22 protein-coding genes and 1 tRNA gene are annotated in these 22,548 nt (G+C 54.8%); 9 read left to right on the top strand and 14 right to left on the bottom strand.

All coding sequences use genetic code 11. The annotated features are described in order from the left end of the window. Positions 1 to 150 precede the first annotated feature (150 nt). The 5 genes from B5V00_RS16235 to B5V00_RS16215 all read left to right on the top strand — a co-directional run bounded on the left by B5V00_RS16235 (position 151) and on the right by B5V00_RS16215 (position 6,689). Positions 151 to 3,000: a type I restriction endonuclease subunit R gene (locus B5V00_RS16235; RefSeq protein ID WP_085011855.1), complete on the top strand. Its 2,850-nt coding sequence runs from the start codon at positions 151 to 153 to the stop codon at positions 2,998 to 3,000. 67 nt (positions 3,001 to 3,067) lie between these two features. After that, entirely contained in the window at positions 3,068 to 3,643 is a 576-nt protein-coding gene (locus B5V00_RS16230; RefSeq protein WP_245804004.1) for a transposase, read from the top strand. A 149-nt stretch (positions 3,644 to 3,792) separates the two neighbouring features. Further along, positions 3,793 to 5,580, top strand: a complete 1,788-nt coding sequence (locus B5V00_RS16225; RefSeq protein ID WP_085011853.1) for a restriction endonuclease subunit S — start codon at positions 3,793 to 3,795, stop codon at positions 5,578 to 5,580. 16 nt (positions 5,581 to 5,596) lie between these two features. Beyond that, a complete protein-coding gene (locus B5V00_RS16220) occupies positions 5,597 to 5,989 on the top strand; it encodes a DUF4160 domain-containing protein (protein ID WP_172399789.1) in 393 nt (130 codons plus the stop codon). A gap of 61 nt (positions 5,990 to 6,050) precedes the next feature. Further along, complete coding sequence (locus B5V00_RS16215; RefSeq protein WP_085011851.1) at positions 6,051 to 6,689, top strand: Fic/DOC family protein; 639 nt, start codon at positions 6,051 to 6,053, stop codon at positions 6,687 to 6,689. On the opposite strand, the gene B5V00_RS17060 is transcribed toward B5V00_RS16215, so the two are convergent. Next, complete coding sequence (locus B5V00_RS17060; protein WP_139800813.1) at positions 6,667 to 6,861, bottom strand: hypothetical protein; 195 nt, start codon at positions 6,859 to 6,861, stop codon at positions 6,667 to 6,669. The genes B5V00_RS16215 and B5V00_RS17060 overlap by 23 nt on opposite strands. 77 nt (positions 6,862 to 6,938) lie before the next feature. Here B5V00_RS17060 and B5V00_RS16210 point away from each other — a divergent pair, with 77 nt between their 5' ends. Both B5V00_RS16210 and B5V00_RS17340 read left to right on the top strand, forming a co-directional pair. Continuing rightward, the gene (locus B5V00_RS16210; RefSeq protein WP_085011850.1) at positions 6,939 to 8,456 is read left to right on the top strand and encodes a type I restriction-modification system subunit M; all 1,518 of its coding nucleotides are present in this window, start codon (positions 6,939 to 6,941) and stop codon (positions 8,454 to 8,456) included. 14 nt (positions 8,457 to 8,470) lie between these two features. Beyond that, on the top strand, positions 8,471 to 9,160 hold the full coding sequence (locus B5V00_RS17340; RefSeq protein WP_085011849.1) for a hypothetical protein: 690 nt from the start codon (positions 8,471 to 8,473) through the stop codon (positions 9,158 to 9,160). 214 nt (positions 9,161 to 9,374) lie between these two features. Here B5V00_RS17340 and B5V00_RS16200 read toward each other — a convergent pair whose 3' ends face one another. The 13 genes from B5V00_RS16200 to B5V00_RS16140 form a co-directional block, all read right to left on the bottom strand. Then, complete coding sequence (locus tag B5V00_RS16200) at positions 9,375 to 10,004, bottom strand: tetratricopeptide repeat protein (RefSeq protein ID WP_085011848.1); 630 nt, start codon at positions 10,002 to 10,004, stop codon at positions 9,375 to 9,377. A 177-nt stretch (positions 10,005 to 10,181) separates the two neighbouring features. Continuing rightward, positions 10,182 to 10,258: transfer RNA gene (locus B5V00_RS16195), tRNA-Pro, on the bottom strand. Positions 10,259 to 10,429: 171 nt separating this feature from the next. Next, a complete protein-coding gene (locus B5V00_RS16190) occupies positions 10,430 to 10,861 on the bottom strand; it encodes an ACT domain-containing protein (protein WP_085011847.1) in 432 nt (143 codons plus the stop codon). Between the two features lie 28 nt (positions 10,862 to 10,889). Beyond that, positions 10,890 to 12,200, bottom strand: a complete 1,311-nt coding sequence (locus B5V00_RS16185; RefSeq protein ID WP_085011846.1) for a phenylacetate--CoA ligase family protein — start codon at positions 12,198 to 12,200, stop codon at positions 10,890 to 10,892. A 114-nt stretch (positions 12,201 to 12,314) separates the two neighbouring features. Then, on the bottom strand, positions 12,315 to 14,006 hold the full coding sequence (locus B5V00_RS16180) for a Na/Pi cotransporter family protein (RefSeq protein WP_085011845.1): 1,692 nt from the start codon (positions 14,004 to 14,006) through the stop codon (positions 12,315 to 12,317). A gap of 150 nt (positions 14,007 to 14,156) precedes the next feature. After that, on the bottom strand, positions 14,157 to 14,795 hold the full coding sequence (locus B5V00_RS16175; RefSeq protein ID WP_085011844.1) for a hypothetical protein: 639 nt from the start codon (positions 14,793 to 14,795) through the stop codon (positions 14,157 to 14,159). Positions 14,796 to 14,809: 14 nt separating this feature from the next. After that, complete coding sequence (locus B5V00_RS16170; protein ID WP_085011843.1) at positions 14,810 to 15,283, bottom strand: Crp/Fnr family transcriptional regulator; 474 nt, start codon at positions 15,281 to 15,283, stop codon at positions 14,810 to 14,812. Between the two features lie 7 nt (positions 15,284 to 15,290). After that, positions 15,291 to 15,785: an OmpA family protein gene (locus tag B5V00_RS16165; protein ID WP_085011842.1), complete on the bottom strand. Its 495-nt coding sequence runs from the start codon at positions 15,783 to 15,785 to the stop codon at positions 15,291 to 15,293. 2 nt (positions 15,786 to 15,787) lie between these two features. Further along, complete coding sequence (locus tag B5V00_RS16160) at positions 15,788 to 17,245, bottom strand: OmpA family protein (RefSeq protein WP_085011841.1); 1,458 nt, start codon at positions 17,243 to 17,245, stop codon at positions 15,788 to 15,790. 395 nt (positions 17,246 to 17,640) lie between these two features. After that, complete coding sequence (locus B5V00_RS16155) at positions 17,641 to 17,922, bottom strand: HU family DNA-binding protein (protein WP_085011840.1); 282 nt, start codon at positions 17,920 to 17,922, stop codon at positions 17,641 to 17,643. 147 nt (positions 17,923 to 18,069) lie between these two features. Beyond that, positions 18,070 to 19,305, bottom strand: coding sequence for a tetratricopeptide repeat protein (locus tag B5V00_RS16150; RefSeq protein WP_085011839.1), 1,236 nt, complete (start codon positions 19,303 to 19,305; stop codon positions 18,070 to 18,072). Between the two features lie 5 nt (positions 19,306 to 19,310). Next, entirely contained in the window at positions 19,311 to 19,877 is a 567-nt protein-coding gene (locus B5V00_RS16145) for a helix-turn-helix domain-containing protein (protein WP_085011838.1), read from the bottom strand. Between the two features lie 60 nt (positions 19,878 to 19,937). Next, positions 19,938 to 20,537, bottom strand: coding sequence for a helix-turn-helix domain-containing protein (locus B5V00_RS16140; RefSeq protein ID WP_085011837.1), 600 nt, complete (start codon positions 20,535 to 20,537; stop codon positions 19,938 to 19,940). 242 nt (positions 20,538 to 20,779) lie between these two features. Here B5V00_RS16140 and bioB point away from each other — a divergent pair, with 242 nt between their 5' ends. Next, positions 20,780 to 21,769: a biotin synthase BioB gene (bioB, locus tag B5V00_RS16135; RefSeq protein ID WP_085011857.1), complete on the top strand. Its 990-nt coding sequence runs from the start codon at positions 20,780 to 20,782 to the stop codon at positions 21,767 to 21,769. Next, entirely contained in the window at positions 21,753 to 22,502 is a 750-nt protein-coding gene (gene bioD, locus B5V00_RS16130) for a dethiobiotin synthase (RefSeq protein WP_245804003.1), read from the top strand. Before bioB ends, bioD begins: the two co-directional genes overlap by 17 nt. Positions 22,503 to 22,548: the final 46 nt, after the last annotated feature.

Raw genomic sequence — 22,548 nt, 5'->3', positions numbered from 1 at the left:
ATCATGGCGCCTTGACGCCGATTTAGGTAGTGGGGGGAGACCATTTCATCAACAGTCTCCTAAACCAAAAATCCTTGGGAATTTCGACAACAGGTGATAATTTAAGTTTTTCTGTGACATCGTTCTGATTCAGTGTGATTTGGAGGGGTTATGACACCAGCACCGGAGGCAGAAGCCAGGCGGCAGATCGATGCGATGCTCGCCGCATGCGGCTGGCTTGTCCAGGACGTTTCCGCCGCTGATATCCATGCCGGCCGCGGGGTGGCGATCCGCGAATTTCCCCTGCCGGGGCATGGTTTTGCCGATTACCTGCTCTATGTCGACGGCAGGGCGGCTGGAGTCATCGAGGCCAAGAAAGTCGGCACCACCCTCACCGGGGTGGAAATCCAGTCGGCCAGATACACCACCGGGCTGCCCGACGGCCTGCCGCGCTGGCACAATCCGCTCCCTTTCTGTTATGAATCAACCGGGACCGAAACCCGTTTCACCAACGGGCTTGATCCCGAGCCCCGCTCGCGCAACGTCTTTGCTTTTCATCGTCCGGAACTGCTGGCCGACCTGCTCGATTCGGCCCTGCCGCAACACGGCCTCCCCGGGAACCTGGGTGGCGCATCGATCGCGGCCGAATCCACGCCGCAAACCTTTCTCGCCCGCCTCCAACAGATGCCGGAACTGAAAACGGAAGGCTTGTGGCCGGCGCAGATCAAGGCGATTCAGAACCTTGAAGTTTCGCTCAAAGAGAACCGCCCGCGGGCGCTGATCCAGATGGCGACCGGCTCGGGAAAGACCTTCACCGGCATCAACTTCATCTACCGCCTGATCAAGTTCGCCGGGGCGCGCCGGGTGCTCTTTCTGGTCGATCGCGGCAACCTGGGGCGTCAGACCCTCAAGGAGTTTCAGCAGTACGTTTCGCCCTACAACAACTTCAAGTTCAGCGAAGAGTACATTGTCCAGCAGATGACCAGCAACGTCCTCGATACCACCGCACGGGTCACTATCTGCACCATCCAGCGGCTCTTCTCAATGCTGAAAGGGCGCGAACTGCCCGAGGAACTGGACGAAGAATCGATGGGAGAACTCGGCAGCCTGTTCAAGGAGCCGGAACCGATCACCTACAATCCCGATATCCCCATCGGCACCTTCGACATCATCGTCACCGACGAGTGTCACCGCTCGATCTACAACCTCTGGCGCCAGGTGCTGGAGTATTTCGATGCCTACCTGATCGGCCTGACCGCAACCCCGAGCAAACAGACCTTCGGCTTCTTCAACAAGAACCTGGTGATGGAGTACGGACACCCGCACGCCGTCGCCGACGGGGTCAATGTCAATTACGATGTCTACCGGATCAAGACCAGCATCACCGAACAGGGGAGCGAAGTCGAGGCCGGATACTATGTTGACAAACGTGACCGCGAGACCCGCGAAGTGCGCTGGGAGCAGCTCGACGACGATGTCAGCTATGAAGCGAAGCAGCTTGATCGCGACGTGGTCGCCGTCGATCAGATCCGCACCGTGATTCAGACTTATCGCGACAAGCTTTTTACCGAGATCTTCCCCAACCGGACCGAGGTGCCCAAGACCCTGATCTTTGCCAAGGATGATTCCCATGCCGAGGATATTGTCAGGATCGTGCGCGAGGAATTCGGCAAGGGGAACGACTTCGCCCAGAAGATCACCTACCGCACCACCGGGGCCAGACCCGAGGACCTGATCGCCTCGTTCCGCAACAGCTACTTTCCGCGCATCGCCGTCACCGTCGATATGATCGCCACCGGCACCGACATCAAGGCGGTCGAGTGTGTCTTCTTTATGCGGACGGTCAAGTCCCGCGCCTATTTTGAGCAAATGAAAGGACGCGGGGTACGGATTATTGATGATAATGATCTGCAGGCGGTGACCCCCGATGCAGTGACCAAGGATCATTTCGTCATTGTCGATGCGGTCGGCGTCTGCGAGATGGATCAGACCGACTCGCTGCCGCTGGAGCGCAAGAAGAATGTCGGCTTCGAGAAGCTGCTGCAGGCGGTTGCCTTCGGCAATACCGAGATCGATGTGGTCTCCTCGGTGGCCGCGCGGCTGGCGCGGATGGAGAAAAAACTGGATACCGAAGACCAGCAGAAAATCACCGAACTGCTCGACGGCAAGACCCTCAAACAGTTCAATGGTGAGCTGGTCGAGGCGTTGGAGCCGGATAAGCACCTGACGCGCGCACAGAAGCTCTTTGACACCAGCGAGCCGGACGATAAGCAGAGGAAACAGGCGGCGGCACAGATGATCGGCGAGGCGGTCAAGCCGCTCTGCAATCCCGAACTGCGTGAACTGCTGCTGGAAATCAAGAAGAGGAACGAACAGATTATCGACACGGTCAGCACCGATACGGTCCTTTTCGCCGGTTTCAGCGAAGAGAAGGCCCAAGGGGTGGTGGCATCGTTCGAGCAGTTTATCGAAGAGAACAAGGACGAGATCACCGCCTTGCAGGTGCTCTATTCTCAACCCTACAAGCAGCGGCTGCGGTTTGAGGATGTGCGTGAGCTGGCCGAAAAGCTGGTCGCCCAGGTCGAGCAGTTGCGTATCTACCAGACCCACCCGCAGGGTTGGGAAAAGCGCGTGCCGGATGAGCTGTGGGCGGCCTATCAGAAGCTGGAGGCCGGTAAGGTGCGCGGCGCGGCGGCCAATCATATTTTGACCGACCTGGTCTCGCTGGTGCGCTTTGCCATGCAGCAGGAGAACGAGCTGGTGCCGTTTCCCGAGAAGGTGCAGGTCAATTTCCGCGCCTGGGTTGAGCAGCAGCAGGCGAGCGGTAAGCGGTTTACGGATGAGCAGCGCAAGTGGTTGGAGATGATCCGCGATCATATTGCGGCGAATCTGCAGATCGAGACGGACGATTTTGATTATGCGCCCTTTGCGCAGGAGGGTGGGATCGGCAAGGTGTGGCAAATTTTCGGCGAGGATTTGGAGTGCATTCTGGAGGAATTGAACGAGACATTGGCGGCGTAATTCCGATGTAGGGACAATACCGTAGGGGCAATTCATGAATTGCCCCTACATGAACAGGGGGGGGGACGTGTTTAACGCCGAAATTCATCACCGTCGTTCCATTCGATTGCGCAATTATGATTACAGCAGTGCCGGTGCATATTTCATCACAATTTGCACGTTTGAACGGGAATGTCTGTTCGGTGAGGTCACGAACGGGGACGTGTGTTTGAATAGGGCCGGTCTGTGCGTTGGGACGATCTGGAATTCATTGCCGGAAAGGTTTCCCGACGTCGAGGTGGATGCCTTCGTTGTCATGCCGAACCATATCCACGGGGTCATCGTGATCAACGAAAAGACCCAGAAGGTAGGGGCAATTCATGAATTGCCCCTACGGGACGACAACACCATGCGCAAATCCCACCGGTTGGCTCGGCGCACAATGACCCTTCCAAAGGTTGTCGGTTACCTGAAAATGAATTCGGCCAAACGCATCAATCAATGGCGCGATAACCCCGGGGTTCCGGTCTGGCAACGCAATTATTACGAACGGATCATCCGGGACGACCGGGAATTGGACGGTATCCGGCGGTACATTGCCGACAACCCGGTGAGATGGGAAGAGGACGAGAACCATCCGAGGCGGATTAACCCGCCGTCGTAGAGGCCTGACGTGGTGCGTTGGGGCGATTCACGTATGAAAGATATCATAGGCAATTCATGTATAAAAATATCGTAGGGGCAATTCATCCGTAGGGGCAATTCATGAATTGCCCCTACAGAAAGCAATATTGGAATTAAGGTGTTGGCATCGTGAGCAGTTTAAAAAGGAGTGAAGTGCCCTTGGTTCCCTTAAAGGACCTTGGCCGATGGTTTGGGGGAGGGACACCATCAAAGCGTGTACCAGCCTATTGGGAAAATGGAACAATTCCCTGGGTTTCGCCCAAGGATATGAAGGTTGATTACATCAAGGGGGCAGAGGATTCCATTACCGAAAAAGCAGTTGAAGAATCTACGACAAATCTTTTGCCAGCAGGCTCAGTCCTCGTTGTGACGCGAAGTGGCATTTTGAGGCATACCTTTCCAGTAGCTGTCGTGGACGTGCCTGTCACGATTAATCAGGATTTGAAAGCGCTTGTGCCTAGCGAGGGCATTGATCCAAGGTATGTTGTCTTTGCCCTGCAGGCCTTTAATCGCGAAATTCTGAACGAATGCAGCAAGCAGGGGACGACTGTCAACAGCATTGAAACAAAGGAGTTATTGCGGTTTCAAATCCCCCTGTTCGCACCAGAGGTTCAAAAACACATTGTCGCCGAAATCGAAAAACAAGTCTCCCGCCTCGACAAGGCCGTCGCCAACCTCAAGCGGGTCAAGGCCAACCTCAAACGCTACAAAGCCGCCGTTCTCAAAGCCGCTGTCGAAGGCAAGCTCACCGAAGAATGGCGCAAACAAAACCCGGATATCGAACCTGCCGACAAGCTGCTGGAGCGGATTCTTGAAGAACGGCGGGCGAAGTGGGAAGAAGCCGAACTGGCCAAGATGGAGGCCAAGGGCAAGGTTCCCAAGAATGACAAATGGAAGGGGAAATACAAGGAGCCTGTGGCGCCGGATACGGATGGGCTGCCGGATTTGCCGGCGGGGTGGGTGTGGACGACAGTTGAGCAGCTTAATTTTGCGAACCGGCCTTGCGCGTACGGTGTCCTGCAGCCAGGAGATGATGTGGAAGACGGTATCCCCTTTGTGCGAGTCGGTGATATCGGTGATGGCCGAGTAGATCTTTCAGGGCTCAAAAGAATCTCCCCCGAAATTGCGGCTCAATATCCACGTACAAAGCTTGCGGGGGGTGAGCTCCTAATAACTCTTGTCGGAGCAATCGGCCGAACAGCGTTGGTGCCAGAAACATTGAAAGGGGCCAATGTCGCTCGAGCAGTAGGGGTGGTCCCTATTGCCGAGGCAGTTGATGTCCACTGGATTGAGATATGGTTTAGGAATCCGGCTAAAGTCGCGGAAATGACATCAAAATCTCATGAAGTCGCACGGAAAACATTGAATCTAGAGGATGTACGCGCCGCATCTGTAGCAATTCCTCCTTTATCCGAACAACACCGAATTGTCGCCGAAGTCGAACGCCATCTCTCAATCATTGCCGAGGCAGAAACTCAGGTTGAGGCCAATCTCCAACGCGCCGAACAACTGCGCCAGTCAATCCTCAAGCAAGCCTTTACCGGCAAACTCGTTCCCCAGAACCCCAACGATGAACCGGCCGGCGTGCTGCTGGAGCAGATTCGGGCGACACAAAACGTACAGGCAAAAAGACAGGTTGCCCGCCCCCGTAAGCATCGACCCCCTGCACCCCATGCAGGTGCGCCTTCACCGAAGCCTTTGCCCCTGGTCGCCGAAGAGTCTGCCACCTATGGAGGCTCCGTGGTCGAACGCATCCTGGCCGTTATGGAACCCGGTCACGAGTATTCCCGCGCTGACCTGGTCGGCTCCCTCGGTTTGACGGTGGGGGAGTGGAACACCGCGATCCGTGAATTGAAGCAGGTGGAGAAGGTCAGGCAGACGGGGGAAAGGCGGGGGGCGCGGTACGCTTTAACTTAACCATGGAAACTGTATCTTGAACGAAACAGAGTTGATTGAAGATTATATTTCTCAATCAACGGATCTTAATGATTTAGCAAAAATCCTCTGGTTGTTGCTTAGCGACAGTTTTTCTGTCTGGGAAGATGGTAGTCTGCTTCGCACACGGCAGCTTGTGGAGAGGGTCAAAGGTCTAAGAATAGAAATTCATGTCAATGAACATCCGCCGCCACACTTTCATGTCCAGACAGGAAATATGGAGGCTACGTTTGCCATTGACGATTGCTCATTATTGACCGGCAAACTGAATCCTGGAAGCTATAGGCTAGTCAAATGGTGGCATTTGAGAGCGAAAGACAAACTTATCACAATTTGGAACCAAACACGGCCGACAGGATGTAGTGTTGGAGGATATCGATTCAAGGCCTAAGGCAATATGTTTATTATCATCAATCAGTTATTGAATTGAGATCCGGATAAAACCTGAAATCATGACACCATCAGATCGCTACGATACCTCCGGCATGCCCGAGGGCCAATACGAACCGGGGTCCAACGGTAGGGTGCTGAAAAACCTACTTGGCATCTCCTCTCTTGATGAGCTGGAGGTTGCCGAAACGGCCGAATTGTGGTTCGCCGAGGAAAAGTTGCTGGCTGAGGTCAGGCACGATCAGTCATTTACTGCACAAGACATTTGCGCCATGCATCGCCTGTGGCTTGGCCGGATTTACCCGTGGGCCGGCAAGTATCGTCACGTCAACCTGGGCAAGGATGGTTTTCCCTTTGCCATGGCCCACGCTATCCCGTTTTTGATGGCCGAATTCGAACGTGAGCAGCTAAAACGCTACACACCTTGCATCTTCACTGACCGTGATGCAATCACCCGCGCCCTGGCAGAGGTTCACGTCGAGTTGATGCTGATCCATCCGTTTCGGGAGGGCAATGGTCGCCTTGGTCGTCTGCTGGCAACATTGATGGGACTACAGGCCGGATTGCCGTTGCTTGATTTCAGCGAGATGGCCGGGTGCCGCAAAGAAGAATATTTTGCGGCGGTAAGGGCTGGAATGGATAAGAATTATCGACCGATGGCCCGGCTGTTTGCTGACGTTATTGAGCTTTCTTCTCGATGACACGGGTCTCTTTGGCAAAAGATCCAGTTGTGACAAACTGCCCGGTCTTAGCGTCGCGCTTGACCTGAATGCCCTCGATGGCCGAGGAGCTTTCGATGTTGCGGGTCAGGGCCCGCTCACGCGCAACCTTGTTCTTGAGATGTGGATTTGTTGTAAGAAGTGTTTTACTCATACGCAAAATTATACACTGCCCTGGTTTTTCGATCAGTAAAAAACATCCCCGGAAGGGTGAATAAAGGATAAAAACGCATGACTCCAGCCGCAATAGTCCAAAAACTCTGGAATTTCTGCAACGTCCTGCGCGACGACGGCATGAGCTACGGCGACTACGTCGAGCAGCTCACCTATCTGCTCTTCCTCAAGATGGCCGACGAGCGGACCCGGCCGCCGTACAACCAAAAGAGCAATGTCCCGGCCGATTACGCCTGGCCGACGCTGGTGAAAAAGGACGGCGACGAGCTGTTCGACCATTACCGCCACACCTTGGAGGCTCTCGGCAACGAAAAGGGCTTGCTCGGCCTGATCTTCAGCAAGTCGCAGAACAAGTTCCAGGACCCGGCCAAGCTGCGCCGCCTGATCGTCGATCTGATCGACCGGGAAAACTGGTCGGTGATGAGCGCCGATGTCAAGGGGGACGCCTACGAAGGGCTGCTGGAGAAGAACGCCCAGGACACCAAGAGCGGGGCAGGGCAGTATTTCACCCCGCGTCCACTGATTCAGGCGATTGTCGACTGCATCGCGCCGAAACCGGGCGAAACCATCTGCGACCCGGCCTGCGGCACCGGCGGGTTTCTGCTGGCAGCGCATGACAGCATGGTTGACAACTTCCCGCACATGACCAAGGACGAGCGAAAAAAGCTCAAGGAGGGCACCTTCAAGGGCTGGGAACTGGTCCAGTCGACCGCGCGGCTGTGCGCCATGAACCTGATGCTGCACGGCATCGGCGGCACGTCTGCGCCTGAAGGTCAGGCAGGACCGGACAGCAATCTGCCGCTGGTGGTCGCCGACTCGCTGGCCGCCGATCCGGGGGATCGCTTCAATATCATCCTCACCAATCCCCCCTTCGGCAAGAAGAGCAGCACCACCATTGTCGCTGAGGACGGCAAGGTCGCCAAAGAGAAGGAAACGGTTGAGCGTGACGACTTCTGGGCCACCACCTCGAACAAGCAGCTCAACTTCATCCAGCACGTCAAGACCCTGCTCAAGCAGCATGGCCGCGCCGCGGTGGTCGTGCCTGACAACGTGCTGTTCGAAGGCGGAGCAGGGGAGACGATCCGCCGCAAGCTGCTGCACGAATGCGACGTCCACACCCTGTTGCGCCTGCCGACCGGTCTATTCTACGCCCAGGGCGTCAAGGCGAACGTGCTGTTCTTCGATCGCAAACCGGCCTCTGAAACCCCCTGGACCAAGAAGCTCTGGATCTACGATCTGCGCACCAACAAGCATTTCACCCTCAAGACCAGCCCGCTCAAGCGCAGCGACCTCGACGAATTCGTCGAGCTTTACACTGCCGGGATCCGCCAGTCGACCTGGTGCGAAGAAAATCCGGACGGCCGCTGGCGCTGTTACGACTACGAAGAGCTGGTTGCCCGCGACAAGGCCAGCCTCGACATCTTCTGGCTCAAGGATGACTCACTGGAGGATTCCGACAACCTGCCGGAGCCCGGGGTGATTGCGGCCGAGATTGCCCAGGACCTGGAGGCGGCGCTGGAGCAGTTTCGGTTGATTGCCGAGGACCTGGGGGAAGAAGATATTCCTGCTGAATGATTTGAGGAGGGTTCATGCCGAATTACGTTGAGATTCCTCGGGCATTGCTCAGCAAGATCAAGCTGAATTGCCCAGATGTTTATGAACTGTTAGTCCAACTGGGCAATGCCCGTGATGCCTCTGACTCAAGTCGGCAGAAAGTGTTGCGGAAAAAGTTGCGCGAGAAGGGCTTCTATCTGAGTCGTTTGGCTGAAGGCGAAGATCCATTTGTTCATTGGTCCATTTGCAGTGGCAATGGTACCGACAGGCCAGAGCAGTCCGATGATAATTTGTTGACGGAAGATGAGGTTGTCTTGAAGCTGACCCGATGGCTAGAATCAAGTGGATGGGAAATCATCACACAATGTCTCGGCCATCAACAGGGAATCGACATTTTGGCAATTAAGGGAACCCAGACGCTGATTGTAGAGGCCAAGGGTGCAAAAGGATCCAAAACTTCACCCGTTACGAAGCGCGACAGGTTTACTTCCGGCCAGATTAAAACTCACTTTGGCAAAGCGATAGTGAAATGCCTGGAAGAGAGAGCGCGAAATATAGGGGCAGAGGTAGCGATTGCCCAGCCTAATAATCCATATTTGCGGGATTGCCTTGCTGATGCTTGTGCCGAAGTGACCAAGATAGGTATACAGCTTTATTGGGTGGAGGCTGATGGGAGTGTTGAGATTGAGTACGATTCGCAAGATGGGAGCTATTCGTATCGATGACGAGGTGGATTCGCCAAGAAAAAAAACTATGTTCAAAGCGGTGCGGAAAGATCTTGTAACATCCTGCGAGGAGGGCGACCTGGAAATGGCCGCTTTGGAGTTGTACTGGTAACAACATCTCGGCCATCATCAAACAAAACCAAAGTTTACATAATGATCATTATGCGACGTAGACTGTAAAAGTCCCTAAATCAAGCAAGGCTTACCCGAGGAGTCAACAACCCTTCTTCAGTGAATCCGCCCTGGCGGGTTGTATCTTGAATAACAGGTCGATAGCAGATTGATGGCACTGTTTGGCAGCCAGGGAGAGCCAGTACTCGGCCTTGGGTTGACTGGCGTGAACGAATTTGCCCTTCAGGTAGAATTCTCCAAGGGCAAACTGGGCATTGGATTGCCCGAGCGCTGCGGCTTCAGCATACCAGCGATAAGCCTTGGCAAAATTTTTCGGGCGGCCTTCGCCGTACTCTTCCATGTGACCGAGCATGTAAAGACCTTCTTCCGATCCCATTTCCGCAGCGTGACTGTACCATCGTCCTGCCGCATCGAAACTGCGCGGCACACCACGCCCGAAATCATACATCAGGCCTGCCTGGATCGCGGCCTCACTGTTGCCGGCCATGGCTGCCAGAGAAAAATTATCCAGCGCCAGGCCGAACTGCCCATTATTATAAAATCTGGTCCCACGTTCAAAGTACTGGACGGTCGTAAACTCTTCTTCGATGGGCGGCGGACTGCGCCCGGTCAGTGCGTAAGCCTGAAATCCGAGTAACAGCAATCCGCCAACAAGAGCTGAACTCCTGCCGAACCTGCTGAAAATTCGAAAATACAGGTTGTTCGCAACCATGATTGCCAACCCACCATTTAGAGGGACAATTAATCGCTCTCTACATGCTAACCTAAATGGTCACAAATAACCATTCTCCAAACCGTTAGTTTTTTGTTAGATTCGGACAAATGTGAAGGAAAATGCCGGGCAATAAAAAAGGGAAAACCTTATAAAAGGTTTTCCCTGTGTGGTCAATGGTCGGGGCGAGAGGATTTGAACCTCCGACCCCCTGCACCCCATGCAGGTGCGCTACCAGGCTGCGCTACGCCCCGTCAACCAACTCGGCGGATTATCATGTATCGGCCTCTGAATGTCAAGCCAAAAAAATGTCTCGGAACAACCCCGGCATTGCGCGAAAAGTTCTATGACATTCACTAGTTGCGAATGCCACGAGACAAGTATTGAGATGCTGTCTTCCCGTCTGGGGGAGTTCGGAACACACTTCAGGGGGTTTGAAAAATTTCACTTTTGATCAGCTGAACCCCCGATTTCGGCAGGGTGGCCAGGGCTTTCTCGATATCCTCAAAACGAAAAATGATGATAGCACGCCCTCCCCTGCGATCGACAAAAGCGTACATGTACTCAACATTGATGCCGGCTTGTTCAAGAATTTCTAGAATCTCGTTCAGGCCTTTCGGGCGGTCGGGAACTTCAATCGCCACAACTTCGGTCTTGCTGACCGTGAACCCGTCCTGCCTGAGAATCGCCTGCGCCTTGTCGGTCTGATCAACAATCAAGCGCAGAATGCCGAAGTCGGAGGTGTCAGCCAACGACAGGGCGCGAATACTGATGTCGGCACCACCGAGCACCCGGGTCACTTCGGCCAGTCGCCCGGTCTTGTTTTCGATAAAGACTGAGATCTGTTGAACTTTCATCCTATGCTCCTCGCTTCAGGGCTGGATCTCAGGAGTCCAGGGATTTTCGTTTATCAATGACCCGCACCGCCTTCCCTTCGCTGCGGGCAAGAGTCTTCGGCTCAACCAGGCGGACGCTGCAGGTGACACCGAGCAGATCCTTGATATCCTTCCGGATGCGCCGGGAAAGGTTTTGCATCTCCTTGACTTCATCGGAGAACGTTTTCTCATTCACCTCAACCTGAACTTCCAGGGTATCGAGATTCCCTTCGCGATCGACCACCAGCTGGTAATGCGGGTCGATACCCTCGATATTGAACAGCACCGATTCGATCTGCGATGGGAACACGTTCACCCCGCGAATGATCAGCATGTCGTCGCTGCGTCCGCTCATCCGCTTCAGTCGCATGTGAGTCCGGCCACAGATACAGGGTTCCGGCAGCAGTCTCGTAATATCCCGGGTCCGGTAACGAATCAGTGGAATCCCCTCTTTCGTGATGGTGGTGATCACCAGTTCACCGTGTTCACCATGCGGCAGCACCTCGCCGGACTCCGGGTTGATGATTTCCGGAATGAAATGATCTTCCCAGATATGCAGACCATTCTGGGCTTCGATGCACTCGATACCGACACCGGGGCCGAGGATCTCGGACAAGCCGTAGATGTCGATGGCCTTGATGCCGAGTTTCTGCTCAATCTCCTCGCGCATCTTCTCGCTCCAGGGTTCTGCCCCGTGGATGCCGACCCGCAGCTTGAAATTACGGATATCGAGCCCCTCCTCCGCTGCCGCTTCGGCGAGAAAAAGACAGTAGGACGGGGTGCAGGTCAGAACTGTTGAGCCGAAATCCTGCATGATCATGATCTGTTTTTTGGTGTTGCCGCCGGACATGGGGATGACCGAAGCGCCGATCCGTTCAGCCCCATAATGGGCGCCCAGACCGCCGGTAAAAAGCCCGTATCCGTAGGCGTTATGAATGACGTCGCCCTTGTCGGCTCCGGCTGCGGCAAAAGAACGCGCCATCAGTTCGGACCAGGTTTCGATATCGCGGCGGGTGTAGCCGACCACGGTCGGCTTGCCGGTGGTGCCGGATGAGGCGTGGATGCGGACAATCTGTTCCAGGGGGACGGCAAACAGACCGTAGGGATAGTTGTCCCGCAGATCCTGTTTGAGGGTGAAGGGCAGTCGTCTCAGGTCCTGCAGCGACCCGATCTGATCGGCGGAGACCCCGGCCCGGGCAAAGTGTTCACGGTAAAAAGGCACGGTCGCCTGAACTCTCGCCACCGTCTGCTGCAGACGTTTCAGCTGCAGGGCTTCAATTGCCTCGCGAGGCAGAGTTTCAAAGTCATCATTCCAGATCATCCAATCCTCCCGGTCAATAAATCAGACACGGCTTTTGAAACGTTTCGAAACCGGCCGACACGGACAAGACGACTTGTCTCCGCGTCAGCCCGATGGATATCACATTCTGCGGCATTATTTCTTGCCGGCGACAGCCTGAGCGACATTAAAGGTATGATCACCGATCTTTTCAAAATTGTGCAGCATGTCAATAAAGATCAGCCCCTGCGGCACCGCGCATTCTCCGGTATTGAGGCGGGAGATATGTCCCTGCCGCAACTGGTTCTCCAGGCTGTCGATTCGATCCTCCAGGTAGAGGGCTTTTTCCAGCACGCTGCCGTCTTCCCGCTCCAGCGCGGACACCACGAACTGCAGGAATTCTCGACAGCGGTTGCCGATATTGTCAATGTCGCCGATGGCGGTTTCCGAAAAGACGACTTTCTGCTCGATCTTTTTCTGCCCCAGCCGCCAGAGGTTCTCACAGTGGTCGCCGATCCGTTCAAGATCACTGACCATCTGCATCAGGGATGCGAGCTGGTGTGATGTCTCCTGGGAAATCGACTTCTGCGACAGGGCGACAAGAAAATCTGTTATTTCCCGCTGCAGCAGATCAACCAGTTCTTCGCGCTTTTCCAGTTGCGGCACCCTTTTCAGGTCATGGTCACGGAGAAATTCAAGGGTTTCATCAACCATTTCCATGGCGACGTGGGCCATGCGCCGGGTTTCGGATCTGGCCTGGCCGAGAGCGATCGGCGGCGTATTGAGGACTCTGCTGTCAATAAATTTGAGGTGGAATTCGAACTCCTCCTCCCGGCCCCGGATACAGAGGGTGCTGAGTTTGGCCAGCAGGCCGATCAGCGGAAGAAAAACAAGGGTGTTGACGATATTGAACAGGGTGTGGGTGTTGGCGATGTGACGGCTGATAAACGGTTTGTCGCCGATGGCGGCGCCGAAGTCGATGGCCTGTTGCTGAGTCCGGATGACAAAGTCGGCATCTCCGGGCGTGATTTTATCCACCAGGTGCATGAATACCGGAAACAGCGCCAGCATGTAGGCGACACCGATCAGGTTGAAGAGAAAGTGAGCAAAGGCCGTGCGTCTGGCGGCCAGGTTGGTTCCTATGGCGGCCAGGTTGGCGGTGATCGTGGTACCGATATTCTCGCCGAGAATAAGCGCCATGCTGGCTTCGAAACTGAGCAGACCGGAGGATGCAAGGGCGAGGGTGATGCCGATGGTTGCCGAACTGCTCTGGACAATAACGGTCATCACCGCACCAATCAGGACACCGAGCAGATGGTTGTCCCCCACCAGGGTGAAAAACTGGTGAAATTCCCGGCTGGTTTTTATCGGGTCAAAGGCATGCTTCATGGTCTCCATGCCGAAAAAAAGCAGCCCGAAGCCGAGGATGATTTCACCCAGATAGGACCATTTTCTATGACGTGAAAACAACCGCATGCCGGCCCCGACTCCGATCGCCGGCAGCGCCAGGTAGGAAACCTTGAAAGCAATGATCTGGGCGGTGATCGTGGTGCCGATATTGGCCCCGAGGACAACCCCGATCGACTGCACCAGGGACATCAGGCCGGCATTGACAAAACCGACAACCATAACTGTTGTTGCGCTGGAGGACTGAATAATGGCAGTCACCGCCAGGCCGACCAGGGTGCCGACAATACGGTTGTTTGTCAGCGCCGACAGAATTTTTCGCATCCTGTTGCCGGCGATTTTCTGCAGCCCCTCGGACATGGTCTTCATGCCGAACAGGAAGAGCCCCAGGCCACCCATGAGTCCGAATATCAGATCTCGGTTCAACAGCAGTTCAAACATCGGACAAGAGCCTCCCCGCTCCAAAAGGAGCATGGCTTTTTACATTCCAGGGACAAAGGGAGAGGAAACCGGACCGACTACGACATCGGTTCCTGCGGATAAAAACCGGAAGAATCCACGGTAAAAATCGGGGTGACTATAACGAAAGGATCAGTTTTTTTCAACGCTGAAAGGAAAACTGAAATCGGGAGGTCCGGAGGATGGAGTCCCCGGCAGGTAGAGGCGAAGCTCAAAGGATTTCTTGTTGGTCAATTCAACGACAAAATACAGCAGGCCCGAAATCTTGGCCCCCGGCAGGATGGCATCCACCGGCAGGGCCTGGGTAAAGATATCCTGGGGATAGTTTTCCGCATAGAAGGGACGTGCCGATTCAAAGGTCTGATTGCGGGAAGACTTCTCTTTGTCCTCAAGGTAATAGTAACCGACATACGGATAGGGAATCAGGTAGTTGGAATCCTTTTTGACGATCTGCTGAATTTGCGCCGGCGCGATGGGTCGGTACTGCTGGCCTTCCCCATCCACCAGGACAAAGGATTCAAGCGGAATCAGCAGTTCCCGGTCTCCGCCATTATCGAGAGTAACCTTGAACGACGTGATATTGTCGACCATGCGGTACGGGGCAACTTCAAGCTCCTGGATTCCGACCGTGACCTTGAGATTTTCCTTCTCTGCCGTAAGACTGTTGTCCTTGTTGAGCTGGTAACCGCGACCGGCCTGGGGGACAATCGATACGCTGCATCCGAAAAGGGGCAGCAAAACAAGCAGCAGGACAGGCAGCAAAAATCTCATGGTCAGTCTCCAGTTCAGGATTTCTTTTTTCCCAGCGACCAGAGCAGCATGTCGCGAAATTCATCATTGTTGTCGCGGATGCGCTGACTGAACACGCGGATAATATTCCGCATCAATTTCATCCCCAGTCGGGGCTGTTCATCACAGAGAACCTCGAAATCCGTCTTTTTAATACAGAGCAGCCGGGCGTTTTCAGCAACCCTGGCCGTCGCCGAACGGGGAGAGCCGTCCAGGATGGCCATTTCGCCAAAAACATCCTCGGGACCCAGCAGGACCAAGGTTTTCTCTTCTCCTTCAGCCAGCATCTTGGAGATTTTCACCGTACCGGACTGAATCAGGTAAAGCATTTCTCCCGGCATCTGTTCAACGAATATGGTTGCCCCTTCGGTCATGGCTTTTTCATGAAAGACCGACGCCAGGGCCGCCATCTCGGCATCGGTCATTCCTTTGAAGAGAGAACTGTTTTTCAGTGCATTCAGATCGACCATGATCGCCCTAGTCCTTGCTGTCGTCGATAATCACCTTATCGACCTCGGCATCTTCCATATTAAGGAGGTTATCATAAAAAACAACCTCCACCCGACGTTGCGCGACAACATCAAGAGTCGTTCCCCCGGCCACCCCGAGACCGATAAGATATCGCGTTGGGGGAAGATGGTAGACGGTTCGGAGGTAGTCTTCAACCGCCATTGCCCGTTTCATGGATAGGTTGATATTGGTCACTTCCGAGCCTTCAGGGCTGGAGAACCCCTCAAACCGGACGACTTTCCGCTTGGGATCGACTTGTTTCAAACGCTCGACAAGCTGGTCAATGATGTGCCGCGCGGGTTTGTCGAGGTCAGCGCTCCCCAGGCCGAAGGGGATAACGGCAATAACCTTACGAGTCCCCAAAAAGTCTTCTACACTGGGTTGGGCTGCCGTGGCCAGAGAGGCGCAAAGCAGACAGGCAGTAAGCACTCCATAAAATACCAGACCCAGTTTCGCATTCATGTCTATTCCGCCTTCTTGACCAGAACAAGAATCTCAACCCGGCGGTTTTTGCCCCGCCCTTCCGGAGTGTCATTACTGGCAATCGGTTTGCTCTCACCAAAACCCTTGACAAAAATACGGGAGGGATCAAAACCGTTATTGACGACCATCCCGGTGGCCGTCGAAACCGCCCGTTTGAGGGAGAGTTTTTCATTGTAGCGTTCCGACCCGATACTGTCAGTATAACCATCGAAGCGGATCACGAACCATTTGTCATCATGTCGCAGTTCATCCGCGATGACCGCCAACGCCTTGCGACCGGATTCGGTCAGCGAGAACTGGTCAAAATCAAAAGTGAACTCGTCCATCTGGAACTTGCGGTAAACGAGCGTTTCCACGGGTTTGGTGATCATCGGCTTGCTCGGGATGGGAGGAGCCGCTCCCGCCACGGGAGAAACATTGAGAGCCTGCAGTTCCTCGGTATCGGGAATCACCAGTTGCTCGGAAGGTTCCAGGACCACCACCTCTTTTTTCGGCGGTACGGCAACTTCCAGCTTGCTGACCGGGGTGACGGCCAGTGGTTTGACAACCGGCGCGGCCACCGGAACCAGGGGGGTAAGGGTTTTTATCTTGACGACTTTTTTCGGTTTTTCCGGTTTCTTTTCTTCCGGCAGGGCTGGCTCAACCAACTTGGGGATGGGGCGCTGGTAGGTTCCTATCCCCTGACAACCGGAAAAACCGGCGAGCAGCCGCCAGTCGGGAGCTGCGTCGGTCAGGCCGACTGACGCACCCAGATTAAGGGTGAAATGTGGTGAGATAAAATACTGGAATCCAACGGAAACTTCAGCATAGTCATCTCGTCCGATAATTTTATTGGTACGCCAGTCTCCTTCAGCGATCATGCGCAGGCGACCAACGGGATAGAATTCAATGCCGGCCCCCGCGGTGGTCTGGTTGTCGTAGGTGACATTGACCGGATCATCAGTAAAGATGTAACCGCCATTGACATGGAAACCAACCCGGTCGAGCTTGAGGCTGGCGATGACCCGGGTCGCGTAATCGGTCAGACCGTCAAAATTGGGGTCATCAGAAATGCTCCGCCGCCCTTCGCCTTCAAACGCCATCTTGAAGCGGGAAGAACGTTTTCCCAGGAACCTGATCTTGGCACCGAGATTGGCGGTCCCCCTGCCGCTGACGGTTTCATCGTTATTGAAGAGAAGATTCGGGTAAGTCCCGTACATTTCGAGAAAAGAACCGAGTCCGAGAGTGATGCTGACCGGCATGATGTCCGCATCTTCGGTTTTTCCCGAAGAGTAATTATTCCAGACGCCGAGACAGATATTCCCGGCATTCAGTGTTTCGGCTGTCGGTTGTGACAAAAGGCCTGTGTCACCATACTGGGTGGGTACCGCCACGGAAACCTGCGCTGAGATCAGCAGTAAAAAAACGCTGCTGAAAATGGCTGACAAAACCTTCTTCATAACATCCCTTCCAGCTCAATCCTTACCTAAGACAGATCGGCAGATTAATAACATTTCAATAGCTTGAAATCAATACGATCAGTCATCTCGACCGGCGGGACGTCCCAACGGTTCAACGCTGACGGCAGGAAGACACACGACGTCCATAAAGAGATGCAATCAAGAGTTGTGCCAAACAGGCCGGAACTCTGGAACTTGTCGATTTACGGCATCGCCGGACTCCCCTTTCACTCCGCACCTCCCCTAACCTTCAGTATCGGCGACCCTTTTTGCAGCCTCGGAGAAAATGGAGCGAAAAAAAGAGAGGTCTGAGCCGCCCGGACAATAAAAAAGACCGGGGATAAAACCCCGGCCTTTCGGTGAAAAGACTTAGCCAGTACTTTGAGATGTCACGATCAGTCAGGCGTGTTCACTCTTTCCCGCAGTTCCTTGCCGACCTTGAAAAAAGGAAGACGCTTGGGTTTGACCTTGATAATTTCACCGGTCTTGGGATTACGTCCGGTGTAGGCCTTGTAATCCTTAACAACAAAACTGCCAAACCCGCGAATTTCAATTCGACCGCCATCCACCAGTGTTTTGGCCATCGAGTCAAAGATGAGATTGACGATCTCTTCAGATTTCTTGTATGTCAAATCTTTTGATTCAGCGAGTGACTCTACCAATTCGGACTTGTTCATTTTACCTCCTCGGGTCTGGTCACGGAAACGTTGACTCGTGTCCATCGGCCGTCCGGCAAATGGAGCTACCGGCCTGAAATCAATGTAAAATATACAGGCATAAGGAGAAGTGTCAACCAAAGGAATTGGCTTTTTTGCAAAATGGGGTCAAGTCTTTTCAAGGCTGCGGTGGATCTCCTCGCGCAATTCTTCCGACAAGCCTTCGGTGCCGGCAAGTTGATTGAGAAGCTTGATACCGTCTTTTCGCCACCCCCTCGCCAGATAGGCCTGGCCTATACGCAGCACCCAGCGGGGATTGTCCGGTTCCCGTCTGGCGGAGGACTTGAAGGATTCAAGGGCCTGGTCAAGATGAGTCCTGCGGCGCAACCAGAACTCTGCCAGCAGAGAATGCACCCCGCCGCCGCAACCGGCGGAAGAGAGAAGGCCGAGCGTTTGTTCAGCACGGTCATACTGATGTTGCTGCTCATAGATAAAAGCCAGCATTTCCACGATATCAGAACTCCCCTCCCCTGCGGCCAGAGCCTTTTCGCCGCATTCCAATACTTCAGGACCACGTCCCTCTTTCCAGGCCAGGCGGGCACGGCAGGCCGCTATAAAACCGGCATTTCGATCAGATTCCGGGATACCGTCCAATCGCTCGTCGAGCCCAGCCACCGGGTGGCCGGCCAGGTGGATGTCCATCAGCGCATCCAGGGCCAGGCGATGATCCGGCGTCTCGTCCAACACTTCGTCCAACAATGCGAGAGCCTCGTCAAAGTGACCGAGACGTGCCAGGGCGGCCCCCTGTTCGTAACAGACAGAGGCATCTCTTTCCTCAGCCGGCAGGGCAGCGAAAAGGGAACAGGCTTCTTCGTCCTGACCGGCATAGGCGGCCTGCAGAGCCTGCCGGAAACCGTCAGATTTCGCCCGGTAGGCGGCAGCCTGCTCTTCAGGAAGTCCGGCAAGCAACAGGTCCCAGTCATCGGTCTGCTGCGCCTGTTCGAGGAGCGTCTGTTCGCCGGCACAATCGGTACAGGCGGTATTTTTCGGGGGCGTCGCCGAGACAGATTCCGTATCCATATCCGGCGACTCATCCATGTTCTGCGTCAAGATGGCCTGAATCGCATCGGCCCCGGCGCCATATTGACGCGCCAGGTCGAGATGCTCGCGCCCGGCCTGGACATCTCCCTGGGCAAAGCGAGCTGCCGCTTCCTCCAGGTTCATCTCGGCAAGATTTTTTCTCGCCTCGTCCACCATGGCACTGACGGTCGGATTCCGGTCCAGTGTTTCAGGGCTCAGTTCGGCGGCAGAGCTGACCACAACGGCCCATGCCTGTTGACGATAGGCATTTTCAATAACGACGAGAGGGTCTTTTTTGCTGAAGATTTTTTTAAAAAAAGCCATGGTGATCAGATCGTTGTAAAGGGAGAGAGTGTCCAGATAACCCGCGCGTCATCCTCGCCGACATTGACCCAGCGATGGGGCAGATGAGACTTGAAAGTGAGGCTGTCACCGGCATTGAGCAGATAGGTCTCCCGCCCGATGGTTACTTTCAGCTGCCCGTCCAGCAGGTAGATCAACTCATCCCCGGGATGATACATGTTTTCTTCCCCACTCATCCCCCCTTTAGGGATCGTGCAGAGGAAAGACATAAACTGGGGATCACGCAACCCCGAGGTAAATGATTCGGTCAGCATGTTGCGTTCATCTTCATAGACGGTGGTATCCCGCCCGCCGGGCGCGGTATGAACAATTTCGTGAGTGGTACTGACTTCCTCGACGAAATAGTTGATGCTTTTGCCGAAAACATTGGCCAGTTTCATCAGGATCTCGACCGACGGAATGGTCAGGCCGCGCTCAATCCGCGATATCATGTTGGAAGATACCCGGGAGGATTCCGCCAGTTCCTGGATGGTCATATCCGACTTCAGTCGGATTGCTTTCAATTTCTTGCCGACAATTTTTTTAATTTTCATGGCCACCATATTGATCGGGCAAATGAGCCCGGGCTGCAAAACAAGAACATACTTATTAATTTATTCAGCAGAAGCTTGAACTGTTTCAGCTGACGGCTGAGTGACATCAGGCGGGGGGGAAACAACCCACATGACCAGGGTGCGGCCGGTGTGCAGGTTGACCCAGCGATGCGGCAGTGACGCCTTGAAGACGATCGAGTCCCCCTCTTCAAGCAGGTAGCGCTGCTCTTCGATAAAGAACTCCATCCGTCCCTGCAGCACCAGGGCAAACTCTTCGCCCGTGTGAACCATGCCACCCTGACCGCTGTCGCAACCCTCTTCAAGAGTGTCATAGAACACCGCAAACCCGGGATCACGAAGACCCTGGGTCAGACTGGTTATCTGGTGCTTGTCTTCAAAAAAGAAAATCGGTTCGCCCTGCCCCTTGCGAGTGTGAACGATGGTGCTGCCGCGTTCGGCCTCCTCGACAAAATAGTTGATACTCATGCCGAAGGCACCCGCCAGTTTCATCAGTATTTCCACGGACGGGATGGTCAATCCCCGTTCGATACGGGAAATCATGTTGGACGAGACGCGGGAGGCTTCGGCCAACTCCTGAATGGTCATATCGTTCTTCAACCGTGTTGCTTTGAGTTTTTTTCCGATCAGTTTTTTAACCATGAATCCAACCCCATGAAATGAACCTTATTCAAAGACAATGCCCTGTTTTCAGGGTAGAAAATGAAATAGTGTTCTAACACTCCCGAGGCAAGCTGTCAATAAGATGTGAGAATATGCGTACAAAAATGGTAATTTCCCTACTTGGCTGTCAACCGCAATGCAGTCTGTGGTTGACAGCCAAGTGGTCCATGGGTATTTTGAGCCAATTCATGCGAGATAACCGGGAGAGAAAAATGAGCGGGATGAACATCAATAACTGGTGGAAACTGGCCGAACGTTGCAAGGATGGAGAATGCCCGACCGAGGAAGAAGCCCTGGGCATACTCTCCGCCCGGGGAGCCGAACTGAGCGCAATTTTTGCCGGTGCCCACTGGTTGCGGGAAAGTCATTTCGGCAATCGCGCTGAACTTTGCTCAATCATCAATGCCAAGTCCGGTCGCTGCCCGGAGAACTGCGCGTTCTGCGCCCAGTCCGCCCACCACCAGACAAACACCCCGGTCTACGAGTTGAAACCGGTCTCCGAAATTCTTGCCGGGGCACGACAGGCGGAGCGTGAAGGGTCCCACTGCTATGGCATCGTCACCTCGGGAACGCGTATTTCACCCGGTCGGGAGATGGAGCAGATCCTCACCGCATTGCGGCGCATCCGTGAAGAGACCCGTATCGCACCCTCGGCGTCGCTGGGGATTCTTGACCGGGAAACAGCGGACATGCTGGCTGCAGCCGGGTGTGTCACGTATCATCACAATCTCGAAACCGCCCGCAGCTACTTTCCACAAATCTGCACCAGCCACGATTATGAAGACGACGTCCAGACCGTGCGAGTGGCAAAGGACGCCGGAATGAAAGTCTGTTGCGGGGGGATTTTCGGACTGGGCGAGTCGCTGTCGCAGCGCGTTGAACTCGGACTCACCTTGCGCGAACTTGAGGTCGACTCGATCCCCATCAACTTCCTCAATCCGATTGAGGGGACGCCGCTGGCCGGCAGGCGCCAGCTCTCACCGATGGACTGTCTGCGGATTATTGCCCTGTTCCGCTACCTGATGCCCGACCGGACCATCAGTGTATGTGGTGGACGGGAACCCAATCTTCGCGAGTACCAGTCCTGGATTTTTATGGCCGGAGCCAGCGGCACCATGGTCGGCAACTACCTGACCACCAGCGGCCGCAACCGTGAAATTGACCTGCAGATGTTTCAGGACGGGGAGATGGAAATTGCTGGCTGCTGCTGAACGGCGGGGCATTTTCATCACCGGCACCGATACCGGTGTCGGCAAAACCCTGGTGGCGGCCGGGCTGGCCCGTTTCCTGACCGAACGGGGGTTGCGCGTGGGGGTCTGCAAACCGGTTGAATCCGGCGTCGCCAATCCCGCCGACCTCGGCCCTGATGCCGGCCTGTTGAAGTGGGCCGCCGGCAGTTCTGAAACCGATGACCTCATTTCCCCCTACCGTCTCTCCGCTCCCCTGTCACCGGACCAGGCGGCGAAGCTGGAAAACCGTAGAATTGACTTCAACAAAATAGCAGAAGCTGTTGATTCTACAGCTACAAAATGCGACTTTATGATCATTGAAGGGGCCGGCGGCCTGATGGCCCCCCTGGCCGGTGGCCTGCTGGTCGCCGACCTGGTGAAGCAACTCGGCTTCCCGTTGCTGGTGGTCGCCCGCACCGAACTCGGCACCATCAACCATACCCTGCTGACGACCTTTGCCGCCCGTACCATGGAGATTCCGACAACCGGCATCATCCTCTGCGGCATGCCCGAAACTCCCGATCAGGCGCAACAGAACGCGCCTCACGCCCTCGCTTCCCTGGCTTCCTGCGGGGTACTGGCCAGCCTCCCCGCGGTTGACGGCAGTGAACGGCAGAAGGTTCAATCACTGGCGGAGACCCTGGCATCAAGCCCGACTCTGCCCTGGCTGCTCAGCGCCCTCAACCTCACCAGGAGGTTGTCGGATTATCCATGAACTGGCTGCAAATCCGCGCGTTCGGCCCATATCCCAGCTCCATTTT

Source organism: Geothermobacter hydrogeniphilus (genome assembly GCF_002093115.1).
GTDB lineage: Bacteria > Desulfobacterota > Desulfuromonadia > Desulfuromonadales > Geothermobacteraceae > Geothermobacter_A > Geothermobacter_A hydrogeniphilus.
Note: the sequence above shows the minus strand (reverse complement) of the source record. Positions and strands in the feature narration are given on the sequence as shown.